At 69.0% G+C, this 16,251-nt stretch carries 16 protein-coding genes; 9 read left to right on the top strand and 7 right to left on the bottom strand.

Features of this window, described 5'->3' with window-relative positions; translation table 11 throughout:
- Window positions 1–69 precede the first annotated feature (69 nt).
- Together EDF39_RS15335 and EDF39_RS15330 are read left to right on the top strand one after the other, a co-directional pair.
- A complete protein-coding gene (locus tag EDF39_RS15335; RefSeq protein WP_123944476.1) occupies window positions 70–858 on the top strand; it encodes a YqjF family protein in 789 nt (262 codons plus the stop codon).
- Window positions 859–939: 81 nt separating this feature from the next.
- Window positions 940–1,167, top strand: a complete 228-nt coding sequence (locus EDF39_RS15330; RefSeq protein ID WP_123944474.1) for a PLDc N-terminal domain-containing protein — start codon at window positions 940–942, stop codon at window positions 1,165–1,167.
- Window positions 1,168–1,208: 41 nt separating this feature from the next.
- Here the strand turns inward: EDF39_RS15330 and EDF39_RS15325 are convergent, their stop codons facing one another.
- Both EDF39_RS15325 and EDF39_RS15320 read right to left on the bottom strand, forming a co-directional pair.
- Complete coding sequence (locus tag EDF39_RS15325) at window positions 1,209–1,553, bottom strand: YnfA family protein (RefSeq protein WP_123944472.1); 345 nt, start codon at window positions 1,551–1,553, stop codon at window positions 1,209–1,211.
- A 144-nt stretch (window positions 1,554–1,697) separates the two neighbouring features.
- Entirely contained in the window at window positions 1,698–2,891 is a 1,194-nt protein-coding gene (locus EDF39_RS15320; RefSeq protein WP_123944470.1) for a MalY/PatB family protein, read from the bottom strand.
- A 109-nt stretch (window positions 2,892–3,000) separates the two neighbouring features.
- On the opposite strand from EDF39_RS15320, the gene EDF39_RS15315 reads away from it, so the two are divergent.
- From EDF39_RS15315 to EDF39_RS15300, 4 genes are all read left to right on the top strand, one after another.
- Window positions 3,001–3,903, top strand: a complete 903-nt coding sequence (locus EDF39_RS15315; protein ID WP_123944468.1) for an amino acid ABC transporter permease — start codon at window positions 3,001–3,003, stop codon at window positions 3,901–3,903.
- The gene (locus tag EDF39_RS15310; RefSeq protein ID WP_123944465.1) at window positions 3,900–4,682 is read left to right on the top strand and encodes an amino acid ABC transporter ATP-binding protein; all 783 of its coding nucleotides are present in this window, start codon (window positions 3,900–3,902) and stop codon (window positions 4,680–4,682) included. Before EDF39_RS15315 ends, EDF39_RS15310 begins: the two co-directional genes overlap by 4 nt.
- 32 nt (window positions 4,683–4,714) lie before the next feature.
- Complete coding sequence (locus EDF39_RS15305; protein WP_123944463.1) at window positions 4,715–5,767, top strand: transporter substrate-binding domain-containing protein; 1,053 nt, start codon at window positions 4,715–4,717, stop codon at window positions 5,765–5,767.
- 388 nt (window positions 5,768–6,155) lie between these two features.
- Window positions 6,156–6,866, top strand: a complete 711-nt coding sequence (locus EDF39_RS15300; RefSeq protein ID WP_123944461.1) for a hypothetical protein — start codon at window positions 6,156–6,158, stop codon at window positions 6,864–6,866.
- A 46-nt stretch (window positions 6,867–6,912) separates the two neighbouring features.
- Here EDF39_RS15300 and EDF39_RS15295 read toward each other — a convergent pair whose 3' ends face one another.
- The 5 genes from EDF39_RS15295 to EDF39_RS15275 form a co-directional block, all read right to left on the bottom strand.
- Window positions 6,913–8,985 (bottom strand): FAD/NAD(P)-binding domain-containing protein, encoded by a 2,073-nt coding sequence (locus tag EDF39_RS15295; RefSeq protein ID WP_123944459.1) that lies wholly within the window; start codon window positions 8,983–8,985, stop codon window positions 6,913–6,915.
- Window positions 8,978–10,369, bottom strand: coding sequence for an NtaA/DmoA family FMN-dependent monooxygenase (locus EDF39_RS15290; protein WP_123944457.1), 1,392 nt, complete (start codon window positions 10,367–10,369; stop codon window positions 8,978–8,980). Before EDF39_RS15290 ends, EDF39_RS15295 begins: the two co-directional genes overlap by 8 nt.
- Window positions 10,366–11,451 carry an LLM class flavin-dependent oxidoreductase gene (locus tag EDF39_RS15285; RefSeq protein ID WP_123944455.1) on the bottom strand — a complete coding sequence of 362 codons (1,086 nt, stop codon included), beginning with the start codon at window positions 11,449–11,451 and terminating at the stop codon, window positions 10,366–10,368. The genes EDF39_RS15290 and EDF39_RS15285 overlap by 4 nt, the downstream gene beginning before the upstream one ends.
- A gap of 134 nt (window positions 11,452–11,585) precedes the next feature.
- Window positions 11,586–12,458, bottom strand: a complete 873-nt coding sequence (locus EDF39_RS15280; protein ID WP_123944453.1) for a 3-hydroxyacyl-CoA dehydrogenase — start codon at window positions 12,456–12,458, stop codon at window positions 11,586–11,588.
- 12 nt (window positions 12,459–12,470) lie between these two features.
- The gene (locus EDF39_RS15275) at window positions 12,471–13,106 is read right to left on the bottom strand and encodes a TetR/AcrR family transcriptional regulator (protein ID WP_123944451.1); all 636 of its coding nucleotides are present in this window, start codon (window positions 13,104–13,106) and stop codon (window positions 12,471–12,473) included.
- A 70-nt stretch (window positions 13,107–13,176) separates the two neighbouring features.
- On the opposite strand from EDF39_RS15275, the gene EDF39_RS15270 reads away from it, so the two are divergent.
- The 3 genes from EDF39_RS15270 to EDF39_RS15260 all read left to right on the top strand — a co-directional run bounded on the left by EDF39_RS15270 (window position 13,177) and on the right by EDF39_RS15260 (window position 16,185).
- On the top strand, window positions 13,177–14,700 hold the full coding sequence (locus EDF39_RS15270; RefSeq protein ID WP_123944449.1) for an NAD(P)/FAD-dependent oxidoreductase: 1,524 nt from the start codon (window positions 13,177–13,179) through the stop codon (window positions 14,698–14,700).
- 48 nt (window positions 14,701–14,748) lie between these two features.
- The gene (locus EDF39_RS15265) at window positions 14,749–15,135 is read left to right on the top strand and encodes a hypothetical protein (RefSeq protein WP_123944447.1); all 387 of its coding nucleotides are present in this window, start codon (window positions 14,749–14,751) and stop codon (window positions 15,133–15,135) included.
- Between the two features lie 93 nt (window positions 15,136–15,228).
- The gene (locus tag EDF39_RS15260; RefSeq protein ID WP_123944445.1) at window positions 15,229–16,185 is read left to right on the top strand and encodes an AraC family transcriptional regulator; all 957 of its coding nucleotides are present in this window, start codon (window positions 15,229–15,231) and stop codon (window positions 16,183–16,185) included.
- The last annotated feature ends 66 nt before the right edge of the window (window positions 16,186–16,251 follow it).

The following is a 16,251-nucleotide window of genomic DNA, read 5'->3' as shown; positions in this document are numbered from 1 at the left end:
CGACAGTACGACTGCGCTCCAGGATCCGTCCTCCCGCCCGTAACGCGAAGTCATGCGTACGCTCGGCGTATGCCCGCGACCCCTCCCACCGCCGATCGACACGGCGCCGACCGGCGTGGGGCCGAACCGGTCTCGACCAAGGCACCCGATCTCGCCGGCCCCGCCGTCATCTCGCAGTTCTGGGGCGACCTCGCCTTTCTGCACTGGCGCGTCGACCCCGCTCTCGTCGAGCCGCATCTGCCGCACGGAGTACGCCCGGACATCTTCGACGGCTCGAGCTGGGTCGGGCTGATTCCCTTCGAGCTGTCGCGCTCGGCGTTCGGCCCGTTGCCGCCGGTGCCCTACTTCGGCCGTTTCGCCGAGACCAACGTCCGCCTCTACGGCATCGGCCCCGACGGCCGTCGGAGCGTCGTTTTCCGCACCCTCGAGGCTGCAAAGCTCGTTCCCGTCCTGACGGCGCGCCTCGGTCTTGGCCTGCCCTACACCTGGGCCGACATGAGCATCGTTCGTGGCGGCGGCACCATCACCTACGACAGCCGGCGGCGCTGGCCCCGGGCGACGACGGGCGAGCCTCTCCCCCGCACGCACGTGAAGATCCGCCCAGGATCCGAGACGGTCACGGGCGACCCGCTGGCCGACTTCTTGACGGCGCGCTGGGGTATGCACGTCGGCCGTGCTGGCCGGACGCGCTTCTGGCCCAACAACCATCCGGCCTGGGAGCTCCGCTCCGCCGAGCTGCTGGAGCTCGACGACGAGTTGCTGGCCGCGACCGGGTTCGAGGGTCCGGCCTCGCGCCAGCCCGACTCGGTGCTCTATTCGCGGGGTGTGACGACGAGGTTCGCGGCGCCTACCGCGTAGCTCGCTCTCCCCGGTTTGCTCGCCTGCTAGGGTCGGCGCGATAGCTACGGGGCAGCCTTCCCCACGCAGAATTGATGGTTAATGATGTTTGGTGACTTCGGCGTCTCGCACCTGCTCGTACTCATCGCGATCGTCGCCCTCGACGTGATCGCACTCGCGCAGGTCTGGAACGACAAGACGCGAAGCGACCTGGTCAAGATCGTGTGGACTCTCGCGATCGTCTTCCTCCCGCTGGTCGGCGGGCTCGGGTGGCTGGTCAACTGGCTGCTCGGCCGCCTCACGAAGCGCATCGAGAGGCGCTCCGCCTAGGTCGCTCTCCCACCGCGTACTGACCAACCGGGAAGCACCCGTCAGTCGGTGACCCGGGCGTGCGGTGCGAACATGATCACGGCTACGCCGAGCAGGCAGATGATGGCTCCGGTGATGTCCCAGCGGTCGGGCTGGAATTTGTCGGCGACGACCGCCCACACCAGCGAGCCGGCGACGAAGACCCCGCCGTATGCGGCGAGGATCCGCCCGAAGTCAGCGCTCGGCTGCAACGTCGCGATGAACCCGTAGGCGCCGAGCGCGACGATCCCGAGCCCGGCCCACCACCAGGCGCGCCCCTCGCGGACGGCCTGCCAGATCAGCCAGGCTCCGCCGATCTCAGCGACGGCGGCCACGGCGAACAGAACCACGATGCGGGCGATCGACATGCTCGATCATCGCAGGTGCCTTCTTGAAGGGCGCCCCTCGCGAGTGCACGAAAACCGCCCCTACCCGGACGCCAGCGGGCCGAATTCGTCCTCTCGGCGGTGCCTTACTGCGGATAGACCCTGCTGACGCCGTCCGCGACAGCGCTAGGCCACGTGCCAGACGAGAGCGCCCTGCATGCTCGACGGGTAGGCGGCCGCGATCCGGGCGACGGCCTCGCGGAGGGTGTCGGGTGAGCACGCGAGGTTGAGTCGGGCGAAGCCGCGGCCCTCGGCGCCGAATCCGAGGCCCGAGTTGAGCGCCACGTAGGCGTGTTCTCGCAGCGGGACCGCCGGATCCTCGCCCAGCCCTAATCCACGGAAGTCGAGCCACGCGAGATAGCCCGCCTTGGGCCGGTGGTACACGACGCCCGGCAGCTGATCGGCGATGAGCTGGGCCAAGAGGCGGTCGTTGGCGACGATCTTCGCGATGGCATCGTCGAGCCAGCCCGTCGCGAGCGTGAAAGCGGCGATGTTGGCGTGCAGACCGAGGATGCTGGTGCGACAGGCGACCTCGTCGGTGAACGTGTCGAGCAGGGCGGCCGTGCGGTCGTCGCCGGCGACCACGACCGAGCATTTGACGCCGGCGAGGTTCCAGCCCTTGCTGGCCGACGTGACGACCACCGAGCGGGCGCCGCGCGACTCGGCGATCGGCGCGAACGGCTCGAAGACGACGCCGGGGTGTGTCAGAGGCCCGTGGATCTCGTCGCTGATGACGAGCACGTCGTACTTCGCGGCCAGGTCGGCGAGCGCCTCAAGCGTCTCGCGGGAGTGGACGAGACCGACGGGGTTGTGCGGGTTGCACAGCAGGAAGACGCCGACCCCGTCGGCGAAGGTGCGTTCGAGGCCCTCCAGGTCGAGTGACCAGACGCCCCACTTCTCGAGCAGCGGTACTTCGGCGACCTGACATCGGGCCTCCTCGACGAGTTCGAAGAAGGGCGGGTACACGGGCGGGCAGATCGCGACGCGACCGGCGTCTGGCAGGGCCACCCGGATCGTCTCGACGATGCCGACGCTGACATCGGTGGCGATGTGGACGCGACCAGGATCCAGCGCCCACCCCCAGCGATCCCGAGCGAACTGCGCGAAGGCCGGCGCGAGGGGGCCCGGCCCGTCGAGGTAGCCGAGGTCCGATGACCGGACCCTTGCCACGAGGGCCTCTTCGATCTCGGGGGCGATGCCGTGGTCCATCTCGGCGACGAACAGCGGGAGCACGTCGGGTGCGTAGCGCGTCCACTTGATGCTGGTGCGGGCCGCGCGGATGTGCGAGGTCGGATCCTGGTCGTCGATGTGGTCGCCCATGCCGTCATGTTCCTCCGTCATGGCCCCGCGCGCGACTCCCGCTGTCACACCGGGAAATCTGGCGTCATGCACGAGCGGCCGAGCGCCGACGTCGGCAACACTGCAGGGCATGTCCACCCCCACCACGATCGAGAAGCGCACGCCGCCCCCTCCCGCCTCGCCACGATCCGACGATCTGCTTCGACTGGCCCGGCGCCCCGTGCGCTCCCTCCGCCACCCCGTCCAGTGGATCGTCACCGCGCTCGTCGTCGTGGTGGCACTCAACTTCGGGCAGACCCTCTTCACCAACCCCGCGTGGGAGTGGGCGAAGGTGCCGGAGTACGTCGTCAGCCCCGCCGTCCTGACCGGACTGAAGGTGACGCTGATCGTCACGCTGATCTCGGCCGTCGTGAGCTTCGCCGGCGGCATCGTCGTGGCGGTGGCTCGCCTCTCGCGCAACCCGGTGCTGAAGTCGCTGAGCTGGCTGTACGTGTGGGTGTTCCGGTCGGTGCCCCTGATCCTCGTCCTGATCTTTCTGTACAACCTCGGCAGCCTCTACCCGACGATCGGCATCGGCGTCCCGTTCGGACCGCAGCTCTCGGTGCCGACCGTCTCGGTCCTCTCCGACATCACCCTGGGCGTCGTCGGTCTGAGCCTCGCCGAGATCGCGTTCGCCTCCGAGATCGTCCGGGCCGGTCTGCTCTCGGTCGACCACGGGCAGCACGAGGCGGCGAAAGCTCTCGGGCTCCCCCGATGGCGCCAGTTCTCTCGAATCATCCTGCCGCAGGCGCTCCGGTCGATCGTTCCGGCCTACGTGAACCAGATCGTCGGCCTGCTGAAAGGATCGTCGCTGCTCTTCTACGTGTCGCTGCTCGACCTCTTCGGAGTGGTGCAGAACCTCGGCAGCACGTACCCGACCGACATCATCCCCCTGCTCGTGGTCGCGACCATCTGGTATCTGCTGCTGACCAGTGTCATCTCGCTCGTGCAGTACTTCATCGAACGCCACTACTCGAAGGGAGTCGCCCGATGAGCACCGCTCTCGCGACCATCACCGGCGGTGCCGTCTCGATCCGCCACGCCACCAAGTCGTTCGGCTCCAAGGCCGTGCTGAACGGGATCGATCTCGATGTGCCGGCCGGCTCGGTCACGGCGATCATCGGGCCGTCAGGATCCGGTAAATCGACACTGCTCCGCACCATAAATCACCTGGAACGACTCGATGAGGGCTACGTCACCGTGGGTGACCAGCTGATCGGGGTGAAGGTGCACGGCGAGCGGTTCACCGAGCTCCCGGAGCGGGCGATCCTCCGACAGCGCTCCCGCATCGGGTTCGTCTTTCAGGGCTTCCACCTCTTTCCGCACCTGACAGCGCTCGAGAACGTCGTCGAGGCCCCGGTCGCCCACCGGCGCCCGCTGGCCGAGGCGCGCGCAGCAGCACAGCGGTTGCTCGAGCGCGTCGGGCTCGGCGACCGGGGTGATGCCTACCCGGCCCAGCTGTCGGGTGGGCAGAAGCAACGCGTCGCCATCGCGCGGGCGTTGGCGCTGGATCCTGCCCTCATCCTGTTCGACGAGCCGACGAGCGCTCTCGACCCCGAACTCGTCTCGGATGTGCTCGAGGTGATTCGTGCTCTCGCGGGCTCCGGCACCACGCTCGTGATCGTCACCCACGAGATCTCGTTCGCCCGCGAGATCGCCGACCAGGTCGTCTTCATCGACGACGGTCGCATCGTCGAGCAAGGGCCGCCCGCGCAGGTGCTCGATCACCCGTCGCATCCCCGCACGCAGGATTTCCTGCGTCGCGTCCTCTAACTACCCTTCCACCACCTCTCAGGAGCACAGCCATGCCTCTCGCCCCTCTCCCCTCGCCATCACCCGCGCGCTCGCTTTCACGCCTCCGCCTCGTCGGAGCCCTCGCGCTCAGCGCGTCCCTCGTCGGCGGTCTCGCCGCCTGCTCGCCGTCGGCGGATGCGGGTACGGGCTCGGGATCCGCCTCGGGCTCGTCGAACTCCGTCACCGTGGGTGCCGCCTCGAATGGCGCGGCCACCGAGACCACCATCGATGTGCCGACCGTCGAGTCGATCCGGAAGGAGCTGCCCGCCGATGTGCGGACATCAGGAAAGCTCGTGATCGGCGTCGGCAACCTCCCCGCCGGATTCCCGCCGTTGTCGTACCTCGGTGACGACCAGAAGACCCAGACCGGCTCCGAGCCCGACCTCGGCCGCCTCGTCGCCAAGGTGCTCGGCCTCGACCCCGAGATCAAGGCCGCCACCTGGGACAACCTTTTCGTCGGCATCGACACCGGAGCCACCGACGTCGGCCTCTCGAACATCACTGACACCGAGCAGCGCAAAGAGAAGTACGACTTCGCCTCCTATCGCGAAGACAACCTCGCGTTCGCGGTGAAGAAGTCGAGCACGTGGGAGTTCGATGGCGACTACGAGAACCTGGCCGACCAGACCATCGCGGTGAGCGCGGGCACCAACCAGGAGAAGCTGCTGCTCGAGTGGCAGAAGAAGTTGAAGACGGAGGGCAAGACGCTGACCCTCAAGTACTTCCCCGACACCAACTCCACCTACCTCGCCCTGAACTCCGGCAAGATCGACTCACTCTTCGGCCCGAACCCGGGGATCGCCTACCAAAACACCCAGTCCGCCGATTCGGCGAACCCCACGAGGACGGCCGGCACATTTTCGGGTGCGGGATCCTCGTTACAGGGTCTGATCGCCGCCACCACGAAAAAAGGCAGCGGCCTCGCCGAGCCTCTGGCCGACGCGATCAACTACCTGATCGAGCACGGGCAGTACGAGACGTGGCTAAAGGCCTACAACCTCGCCGACGAGGGCGTCGAGAAGTCGCTCGTCAACCCGCCCGGCCTGCCCCTCGACAACGAGTAGCTGTTCTCCCCCCTCCCTCCCTCCCTCCCCTCTTCCCCCGGGGCGTGAGTGTCCACGATCTGCTGATGTTGCGTGCCGAACATCAGCAGATCGTGGACACTCACCGTCGCCCGGGGTGAAAGAGAGGGAGAGGGGGTGTGGAGAAGGGAAACGGGGAAGAGGAGGGGGCGGCGACGATGTCGGGACGCAGAAGAGAGAGCTCCCGGCCGAACTCAGGGGCACCGCGTTTCGGGTCAGCGACGCTCTCGAGAGCGGGGTGGCGGCGCATCGGCTTCGCGCCCTCGACCTCCGGTCACCGCACTCGGGTCTGCGCTCCACCGGCGAGACCCCAACGGATCTGCTGACGCGATGCCTTGAACTTGTGCCACTGCTCGGCGAGGGCCGCTGCTTGAGCCACATCACGGCGGCGCAGCTCTGGGGGTTGCCGGTTCCGCTGGGCACCGCGCTCCACGACACGAACCTGCACGTGACGTCGACCGGCCCGACCCGCGAACCACGGCGGCCCGGCATAACCGGCCACCGCAGTGCGGACGCGCTCGTCATGAACCACCTCGGTCTGCCGATCGTGTCGCCGCTCCGCGCCTGGGGCCAGTGCGCCGAGACGTGCGGCGTCGACGATCTCGTGATCATGGGCGACGCCCTGGTATCGAAGTGGTCGCCCCATAGGCAGGCGCGATTTCGCACCCTGCGGCAACTCGCCCAGCTGGTGCAGCGGTGGGAGGGCCGCCGAGGCGCCCTGGCGCTGCGAGAGGCGTTGGCGCTCGTGCGACTCCGATCGTGGTCGCCGAAAGAGACGGAGCTGCGCCTCTTCATCGTCCGCTGCGGGCGGCTGGAACCACCGGAGTTGAACCGCCGCATGTACGCCGCCGACGGCAGCTACCTGGGGCGCCCCGACCTGGCCTACCGCGACCGCAAGATCGGCATCGAGTACGAGGGCGACTACCACCGAGTGTCGGCGTCGACGTTCCGCTCCGACATCGCCCGCCGGGAGCGCTTCGCCGACGAGGGCTGGCGCACCCTCCGCGTCACCGGCGACGATCTCGCCTCCCCCGCCGAACTGGAGTCTCGCTGCCGCAGAGTTCTCCCGCCCGCCGCGTGATGCCCCCTTTGCTTTGGTCGTCCCAGCGGTGAGTGTCCACGATCGGCTAGTCCGAGCCGCCTGACATCAGCAGATCGTGGACACTCACCTCTTCGGCGGACGGAGCCGGAGCGGCGGGAGACGGAGCGGCGGGAGGGGCGGAAGCGACAGCGGACAGGACGCCACGGGCGACGGCGTCGTTCTCACGGAAGGCGAGCGCGTTCGTGCGAGGGCGCGAGAAGGCGCCGACGAACGGTGCCGACGTCGACGGCCCCACGGCGAAACGTCGGGGGTGCGCGCTGCCGTCCGGTCGGCTCACGCGAGCATCGGCGCCGATCACCGAGACGAGCCCGGTGGCGAAGCGGCGCGCGGCCACGGCGGCACCGGTATCCACGGCGGCATCGACACCACCGAGACCGACGGCAGGATCCGACACCACGTGCTCGACCCCGACCCCGCTCTCCACCAGATCCCGCAGCACCGGGTTGTCGCTCGTCGACGCGCTCTCGGATGGCAGCCACGCGTCGACGAGGGCCCGAGCCGTCACGACGTCGCTCGTGCTCGAGCCGCGCGCCGTGAACAGGCCGGTGGCATCGTCGGCCGCGACCGTCATGCCGGCACCGAAGAACGTGACGATTCCGGCCTCGGCCAGCGCCAGCATCTCTTCCAGACGGGGGCCGGGCGGCCCTGACGACACGAAGCTGAAGTACCGCACCCACCCGCCGCCGAGGTCGCGTTCGCGCGACTCGGCCGTCCAGTTCGGCGCGTCGACGATGCCGAGCACGACGCCGTACGCCTGCAGCAGCGACAGGAAGAGGCCCTGGGTGGCACTGTGCCGCGGGTGAGTGCGCCGGTCGAGATCGTCGCGGATGTAGTCACGCACAGCGGCGTCGACGTCGGCAAGGGGCAGGCCGGCAGGCGCCGAGCCGGTAGAAGCGGGCCCCGCAGGAGACAGCCCGTCGAGCGGCCGATCGAAACGCACGAGATCGAGCTCGTCGGCGGGGTCGACCAGCGCGCCGGCGACGAGCTCGTGGCGATCGTCGCCGAACGGGTCGACCGCGTCGAGCCGGGCCACGAACGACTCCCACGGGATGCGCACCCGCGACGGGTGCCCCGAGAAGAGCTCGGCGTAGTACCCGTGCAGCATCTCTTTCGCGATGGCGGGCCACACGTGCTCGCGAAAGTCGAGTCGCTCGTGCGCGGCCACGATCGACGCGGCGATCGGAGCGGAGAAGTACCGCGGAGCCGGAGGCGCTCCGACGAGGGCCGAGGTGATCTTCGAGTGGTACGGCACACCGCGGCCCGAGCCGATCACGATTCGTGGCTCCCGCCCCGACGGCGTGTAGCGGAGCACACCGTCGACCCGCGTGAAGTGACCGCCGCGCCCCTCCCCGAGCAGCACCAGCAGGTCGACGGCGGCGAGTCCGAGCCCGCGCACCAGTACCGTCTCGCCGGCGGCGATGCCGGAGAAGTCGGCATCGGCCGTGTACGACGGTGGCAGGTAGAAGAGGTCGTGGGCTTCGGCGAACGCCGCGAGGCCTGCAGACTCCGCGTCGAGGGCGCTCGAGGAGTGACCGAGGGCGTACACCACCGCGTCGACCTCGATCGCACCGCCGTGCTCCAGCCGCACGCGCTGGCGCCCGCCCGGTAGGTCGTCGACACCCACCGCCGGATCCTCGTCGTGTGTCACCGTCACCCCCTCCGGCAGCCGCGACAGCGTGCGCCGGAGGAACCAGTCGAGGTAGAGGCTCTGCAGGCGCCTCGTGGGGAAGCTCTTCGGGCCGAGGCCCGCGAGCTCGGCGGCGAGAGCAGGATCCGACGGGGTCACGTCGCGGATCAGACCGTCCCGAACCAGCCGCGCCCACTCGGCGAGGGAGGGCCCGGGCACGATCGGCCCCTCGATGGTGCTCGACGAGTCGGTGAACAGGGTGACGTCTTCGGCCAGCGAGTTGAGCTTCAGGAGGGGCGACTGGTCGAAGCGCCAGATGCGCCCCGGCCCGGCCGGGTGCGGGTCGATGAGGCGGATGTGCAGCTCGCCACCGAACTCGGCGTGGTTCTCGGCGAGGCGTTCGACGAGGCCGATCCCGCGCGGTCCGGCACCGATGATGGCGACGACCCTCGGCTGCGCGCGGTCAGCCATGGGCGTCGGCGGGCTCAGGTGCCGCTGTCGTCGCGGGGGTCGGCACGCCTGCACCACCCCGACGGGTGAGCGGGGCGCGCAGGCCGAGGTTCTCGCGGAGCGTCTCGCCCGGGTACTCGGTCCAGTAGATGCCGCGCTCCTGCAGTGCGGGCACGAGCTTGTTCACGATGTCGTCGAGCCCGGTCGGCACCAGCCAGGGGCTGACGTTGAATCCGTCGACGACGTGCTGCTCCGAGAACGGGATCAGCTCGTCGGCGATGCTGTCGGCCGTGCCCGCGAAGCCGCGACGGGTGCCGATCTCGATGACGAGTTCGCGCAGCGACAGCTTCTTGGTCTCGGCGAGAGCACGCCAGGCCGTCGCGGTCTCGAGGGCTTTAGCGGCCCGGAAGCCCGCGCCGCGCGTCTCGCCCGTCTCGGCCTGCACCGGGTCGAAGCTCGGCAGGTCTCCGTCGGGGTCGTGCCCGTCGAGGCTCGTGCCCCAGAGCTGCTCGATGAACGCCAGCGCGGTGGCCGGCGTGACCTGGTTCTCGCGCACCCAGCGCACCTTGTCGTCGACCTCCGCAAGGGTGTCGGCGATGATGAACTCCTGCCCGGGGAAGATCTTGAGGTCGTCGGCGGGCCGGCCCGCGGCGACCGTGCGGGCGCGGATGTCGTGCGCGAAGTCGCGAGCCGCCTCGAATGTGTTGTGGGCCGAGAAGATCACTTCGGCGTGGTTGGCGGCGAAGTCGCGCCCCTCCCCGGAGTCGCCGGCTTGGAACAGCACCGGGTGCTCCTGGGGGCTGCGCGGCAGCGATCCCGAGGCGTCGACCGAATAGTAGCCCGTGTCGTAGTGGAACGGCGCGGGCGCGGCTCCCCACTGCGGTGCCTGCCGATCCACGGCGATGCCGGCCGGGTCGCGGGAATCCCAGACCCGCCGGGCGATCGCGATGACGTCGGCCGCGTGCGAATAGCGATCGGAGTGATCGAGGTAGCCGCCGCGACGGAAGTTCTCGCCCGTCCAGGCGTTGTCGGTCGTGACGACGTTCCAGGCGGCTCGGCCGCCCGACAGCAGGTCGAGGCTTTGCAGCCGGTGGGCGAGGTCGACCGGGTCGTTGTAGGTCGTGTTCTGCGTCGCGACCAGGCCGATGTCGCGCGTGATCGCCGCGAGTGCCGCCAGCTGAGTGAAGGCGTCGGGGCGCCCCGCCACGTCGAGGGCGTGGAGTGCACCGAGGTGTTCACGCAACCGCAGCCCTTCGCCGAGGAAGAACGCCGTGAACAGCCCGCGCTCGGCGGTCTCGATGAGGCGCCGGAAGCTCTCGAACTCGGTCTGCGACCCGCTGTCGGGGTGCGACCACACGGTCGAGAAGTTGACGCCCTGAAAGAAGACGCCCAATTGGATGCTCATCGAGAGACCTCCGCGAATCGGTTGACGGCCGCTCCGAGCCCGAGGCTCTCGCGGAGGGTGCTTCCGACGATTGGCGACCGGAAGGCGCCGACATCGCGGAGGCGGGGCAGAACGGCGCGGGCCAGCTCGTCGAGGTCGTGGCCCAGCACGGCGGGCCGGATCCTGACGCCGTCGACGACATCGGTGAGAGAGACCAGGATCCGCGCCAACCCCTCGGCGTCGCCGACGTAGCGCGCGCGACCGCTGCCGGCCCACACGGCGTGCTCGTCCAGAGCCGCGACGCGTTCGGCGCCGGTCTGCCCGGCCCGGTCGAGGGCGATCTCGAGTTCGAGGATCACGCGGGTGTCGGCGGGATGAGCCGCGCGAGCCTCCCGGACAGCGTGGAACGAGCCATCGATTGGCGCGTCGACCAGCACCACATCGGCGCCGATTCCCGAGTGGGCGGAGAAGACCGGCAGCTGACCCTGCGGCGAGCGCGGCAGGATCGCCGGGCCCTTGACCGAGAAGCGGTGCCCCTCGAAGTCGGCGTAGTGCACTTTGGCGGGGTCGAAGAAGCGGCCGGTCGAGACGTCGCGGATGACGGCGTCGCCCTCCCAGGTATCCCAGAGGCGGCGGATGGCCTCGACGACGTCCGTCAGTTCTTCGGCGACGAGAGGGGCCGGGAGGGGTTCGCGGCCGTGTCGAGCGGCAATCCGGGGATCCTCGTCGCCTTCGATCAGTACTCCGGCGCGCCCGAGCGAGGCCGTGTCGACCGTGGCCGTCTGGGTCGCCAGGTGGAACGGCTCGGTGTAGAGGCCGTGCACGACCGGAATGAGGCCGAGCGCGCTGGTGAGAGGTGCGGTGAACGACGCCTGGAGCACGGCGTCGAGGCGGGCCGTCGGGCCGTCGACATCTCGTGGCGGGAGGGGGTGGTCGCTGAAGGTCACTGCAGTGACACCCGCGCGCTCGGCCGCGCTGACGTTCGCGGTGACCCAGGCGGTGCTCAGCAGCTCGCCGGGTTCGGCGTCGGCGTGCCGCCACGCGGCTGGGTGGCTGCCCGCTCCGTCGACGTCGACGATCACGGCGAAAGGAGAGGTGCTCATCTCCAACACCCTAAAGAGCACCCCCACCGCGGTGCGCTCCCCCACGTCTCGCAACGTAACCCAGCCGGGTGATCGTCCACGATCTGCTGGTGCCTGGGGGTCGGCATCAGCAGATCGCGGAGAGTCACGACCCGCTAGTAGACGTAGAAGCCCTCACCGGTCGCGGTACCGAGCTTGCCCTTGTCGATGTAGTTCTCTTTGAGGTAGGCGGCGAAGTACTGCGAGCCCTCGTCGGGCGAGGCGACCGACACGTTGTACGCCGTGGTCAGGCCGATCACGTCGAAGATCTGGAACGGGCCGAGGGGCGCCCCGGTGCCGATCCGCCAGGTCTTGTCGACGGTCGCAGGATCCGCGACACCCTCGAGCAGCAACCCGGCGGCCGCGTTCAGCAGCGGCACCAGCAGAGAGTTGAGCACGTAGCCCGCCTTCTCCTTCTTGATCTCGATGGGTTCGAGACCACTGCGCCGGGCGAAGTCGACGACCGCCTCGTAGACGGCAGGGTCGGTGTCGGTGGTGCCCATCACCTCGGCGGTGTTCTGCTGCCAGACGTGGTTCGCGTAGTGCAGTGCGAGAAAGCGCGTCGGCCGACCGGTGAACGACTTGAGGTCGCTCGGCAGAAGCGTCGACGAGTTCGTCGCGAAGATCGTGTGCTCGGGAGCCACCCCGGCGAGCTTCTCGTAGAGATCGCGCTTGATGTCGAGACTCTCGGGGACGGCCTCGATCACGAGGTCGGCCTCTTTGACCGCGTCGCCGAGGTCGGCGGTGAGCAGGATGCGGTCGAGAGCCGCGCGTGCTCCGCCGTTCTCGGATCCTTTGACCCGGTCGTGCTCGTAGACGCCGACGAGCTGCTCGAACCGCGGGCCGGCCGCGGCGACGGCATCGTCGCTCACGTCGTAGGCGGTCACGTCGAAGCCGTGGAAGGCCGCCTGGAATGCGATCTGCGAGCCGAGAACGCCGCTGCCGAGCACGGTGACGCGCTGGATCGGGGCGATGGGGGAATCGGACATGGGGGGTTCCTTTCAGGAGGGGGTGTCGGTGACGTAGATGGCTCGCAGCCAGACGGCGGCGAGGACGTCGAGGATCCCGCCGGGGTCGATGGCAGGAGAGTCGCCGTTGAAAGAGGCGGTGAGCGCACGCTCGTTCATCAGGTTCAGGGCGATCGCGAGCTCGCGGGCGTCGAGGTCCAGGGGGCCGGTCGGGGCAGCGCCACGAGCCCGCTCGGCGACGATGACCTCGGTCGAGTAGTCGACCCACGACGCCATGGCCTTTGACCACAGCGCGTGCACCTCGGGGTTGCGGAGGCGCGCGGCGACCGCTGCGGCCGAGACCGCACGGTGGGCCGAGAAGACCTCGACGAACACGCCGATCGACTCACGCCAGGCATCGGCCGGAGCCGCCGCGAAATCACGGGGCAGGGCCCCGACCCGGCGCTCGACCTCGCCGATGACGCGGTCGAGGAGGGCCAGTAGCACGTCGTCTTTCGACGAGAAGTAAAAGTAGAACGTGGGGCGCGAGATGCCGGCACCGGTGGCGAGCTCTTCGATCGAGATCTCGTCGAGCGGCTTGGTTGTGAGCAGGCTCTCGGCCGCGACCAGGATCGCCTCCTGTCGCTCGTCTCCCGAGACCCGGGTCGTCCGTCGTCCGCGCTGCACCATTCGTCCACTGTAGCGACCTTTCTCGACACGGTGTCGACAAACTCAACACGGTGTCGATAAAGTTGCCTGCATGAGCGAACACGTGGATGTGATCATCGTCGGAGCAGGCCTCAGCGGCATCGGAGCCGCGGCCCGCCTCAAGCGCGAACTGCCCGGCAAGACCTTCGCGATCCTCGAGTCGCGCGGGGCGGTCGGCGGCACCTGGGATCTCTTCCGCTACCCCGGCGTCCGCTCCGACTCCGACATGTACACGCTCGGCTACTCGTTCCGCCCCTGGAAGGGCGCCAAGGCCATCGCCGACGGGGGGTCGATTCGCGACTACATCGAGGGCACGGTCGACGACGAGGGGCTTCGGTCGCGGATCCTTCTCGGTCACCGCGTCGTCGACGCCTCCTGGTCGAGCGAGACGGCGCTGTGGACCATCACGGCGATCCGCACCGGTGACAGCGAGTACGTCGAAGGCGGTGACACCGCAGGATCCGAGACGGTCACTTTCACCTGCGGGTTCCTGTCGGTCTGCTCGGGCTACTACCGCTACGACGAGGGCTTCACCCCCGAGATTACCGGCTCGGAATCGTTCGAGGGCCGCCTCGTGCACCCCCAGCACTGGCCCACCGACCTCGACTACGACGGCAAGCGCGTCGTGATCGTCGGCAGCGGCGCCACGGCCGTGACGCTCGTGCCGTCGATGGCGGGCCGCGCCGAGCACGTGACGATGCTGCAGCGCTCCCCCACCTACATCGCCGCAGTGCCGTCGCGTGACCACCTCGCCGACCGGCTTCGCGGGCGCGTGCCCGACCGGCTCGCCTACGGCATCGTCCGGGCCAAGAACATCGTGTCGTCGATGCTCACGTACCAGCTCGCCCGCCGCCGACCCGAGGCCCTGAAGGCGATGCTGCGCAAGTCGGCCACCGAGAAGCTCCCCCAGGGCTTCGCCGTCGACACGCACCTCACCCCCACCTACGAACCCTGGGATCAGCGCCTCTGCGCGATCCCGAACGGCGACCTCTACCGGTCGATCAGCGCGGGCGAGGCCGACATCGTCACCGACCGGATCACGAGGATCACGCCCACCGGAATCGACCTGGCTTCCGGAGCGCGACTCGACGCCGACGTCATCGTCACCGCCACCGGCCTCAACCTCCTCGTGATGGGCGGCATGACGCTCTCCGTCGACGGCTCCCCCGTCGATGTCTCCAAGGCCCTCACCTACAAGGGCATGATGCTCGCCGGGGTGCCGAACTTCGCCCTCACCATCGGCTACACGAATGCCTCGTGGACGTTGAAGGCCGACCTCGTCGCCTCCTACGTCTGCCGCCTGCTGGCGAAGATGGATCGGTCGGGCATCGCCTGGGTCATCCCCGTCGCCCCGACCGACGTCGCGGACGGCGACGTCGCGCCGCTCATCGACCTCCAGGCCGGCTACGTGCTGCGAGGCGTCGGCCTGCTGCCTCAGCAGGGCGCGCGATCACCGTGGCGTCTGCACCAGAACTACCTGCGCGACTTCGGCCTGCTGCGTGCCGGCCGACTCACGCGCGACGTGCGGTTCGGCCGCCGCGGCGAGATCGTTCCCCGGAGTGCGCTGATCGGATAGCGTCGTCGCAACCTCCTTGCACGAGCCAGAGGAGGCTGGTTAGGTGTTGTGCACGGGAAGCACGGTGCCTCCCCCGCGACGATGAAGGGTTCGGCCACCATCGACCGCTTCGATCCCGCCTTCACCGATTTCGGTGACTTCTTCGAGCCACTCGAGCCCGACCTCCTCTTCGAGTGCTCCGCCTCGGTGCAGGGCGAGCACAACGCCCTCTTCGTCTACCTCGGTCACATCGTCATCGAGGGCCCCGAGGTGCCTGTCGCCACAGCGTCGGTTGATGTCCAGACCATCGAGTCGTGGACTCTTGAGCGCGAGCCCACCGCCGTCCACCTGACCCTTGTCGGCAAGTCCGTCTGGGCTGCTCGCCTGCCGACGACGCTCGCACCGGTGCTCGAGGTCGCGCTCGGCAAAGTGCTCGCCGACAAGAGGGCCGCGTAGCGCTTCGGTCGAGGTACGTGTGGCCGGATCCTGATCAGGCCGCTCGACGCAAGACGAACTGGTCTGGTGCGGATTTCTGCAACAATTCGGCCTGTGTCGCCCGAGAAGAACAACCCCATCCGCACCGAGGTGGGTGGTCGTGATCTCGATCAGGCGCGAGCCATGTACGAAGACGACTACAACGGTCGAGGGTTCTCGACCGGGTTGACCGAGGCCGACTTCGCCTACCGCTACACGGTCACCGGCGACGACGAGATGACTCTGCGATCGTCCATGTTCCTCGGCGAGATCCGCGGGGCCATCCAGCCCGAAAACGAGTACGTCGTCGCCTGGCTGACCGAGGGTCGAGGAATCGTCGATGCCTCGGCCGAGCAAACCGCCTTCGTGCGCGGTCGGCCGATGATGTTCCCGACCGGTAAGCAGTTCGACTTCGAGATGTCGACCTACAAACAGAGCCTCATCCACTTCAACGCCGGGTTCCTCGAGCGGGTCGCCGCCGAAGAAGAGGGCACCCTGCCCGGCGCCCTGACTTTCCACCACACCGCCGTACCGTCGGCGTCGTCCCTCCAGGCGTGGCGCGACACGGTCGGCGAGGTCGCCAAGACGATCCTCCGCGGGGAGGCATCCGCGCTTGCCCGCTCCGAGGCCAATCGTCGCGCCGCGGTCTCGCTGCTGCGCACCTTCAGCCACACCGGCCCGCAGCTTCCCGAGGCGCTGCTCGCACCGCGCAACGGGCGGCTCCGCGAGGCCGTCGAGTTCATGCACTCGCACGCCGACCAGACGATCACGCCGACCACGGTCGCGCAGCACGCCGGGCTCAGCCTCCGCGGGCTCCAGGCGGCCTTCAAGAACCAGCTCGACATCTCGCCCACCGACTACCTGCGCGGCATTCGCTACGACCGAGCTCGGGTCGACCTGCTCAACCTGGCTCCGGGCGAGGTCACGGTCTCGGCCATCGCCGATCGATGGGGCTTCACGCACGCGGGGCGCTTCGCGGCCGGCTATGCGGCTCGCTTCGGCGAGTCGCCCTCAGCGACGCTCGCGCGCTAGCCGCGCTCGCGCCCGCGCGCTCGCGCCCGCGCGCGCCCGCTTGCGCGCGGGCGCGCCGCGAAACCT

The organism is Frondihabitans sp. PhB161 (assembly GCF_003814635.1).
Lineage (GTDB): Bacteria > Actinomycetota > Actinomycetes > Actinomycetales > Microbacteriaceae > Frondihabitans.
This window is presented reverse-complemented; position numbering and strand designations above follow the sequence as displayed.

Coding starts and splice junctions, on each gene's coding strand:
- EDF39_RS15335 (WP_123944476.1), top strand. CDS start 70: ATGCCCGCGACCCCTCCCACCGCCGATCGACACGGCGCCGACCGGCGT.
- EDF39_RS15330 (WP_123944474.1), top strand. CDS start 940: ATGATGTTTGGTGACTTCGGCGTCTCGCACCTGCTCGTACTCATCGCG.
- EDF39_RS15325 (WP_123944472.1), bottom strand. CDS start 1,553: ATGTCGATCGCCCGCATCGTGGTTCTGTTCGCCGTGGCCGCCGTCGCT.
- EDF39_RS15320 (WP_123944470.1), bottom strand. CDS start 2,891: ATGGGCGACCACATCGACGACCAGGATCCGACCTCGCACATCCGCGCG.
- EDF39_RS15315 (WP_123944468.1), top strand. CDS start 3,001: ATGTCCACCCCCACCACGATCGAGAAGCGCACGCCGCCCCCTCCCGCC.
- EDF39_RS15310 (WP_123944465.1), top strand. CDS start 3,900: ATGAGCACCGCTCTCGCGACCATCACCGGCGGTGCCGTCTCGATCCGC.
- EDF39_RS15305 (WP_123944463.1), top strand. CDS start 4,715: ATGCCTCTCGCCCCTCTCCCCTCGCCATCACCCGCGCGCTCGCTTTCA.
- EDF39_RS15295 (WP_123944459.1), bottom strand. CDS start 8,985: ATGGCTGACCGCGCGCAGCCGAGGGTCGTCGCCATCATCGGTGCCGGA.
- EDF39_RS15290 (WP_123944457.1), bottom strand. CDS start 10,369: ATGAGCATCCAATTGGGCGTCTTCTTTCAGGGCGTCAACTTCTCGACC.
- EDF39_RS15285 (WP_123944455.1), bottom strand. CDS start 11,451: ATGAGCACCTCTCCTTTCGCCGTGATCGTCGACGTCGACGGAGCGGGC.
- EDF39_RS15280 (WP_123944453.1), bottom strand. CDS start 12,458: ATGTCCGATTCCCCCATCGCCCCGATCCAGCGCGTCACCGTGCTCGGC.
- EDF39_RS15275 (WP_123944451.1), bottom strand. CDS start 13,106: ATGGTGCAGCGCGGACGACGGACGACCCGGGTCTCGGGAGACGAGCGA.
- EDF39_RS15270 (WP_123944449.1), top strand. CDS start 13,177: ATGAGCGAACACGTGGATGTGATCATCGTCGGAGCAGGCCTCAGCGGC.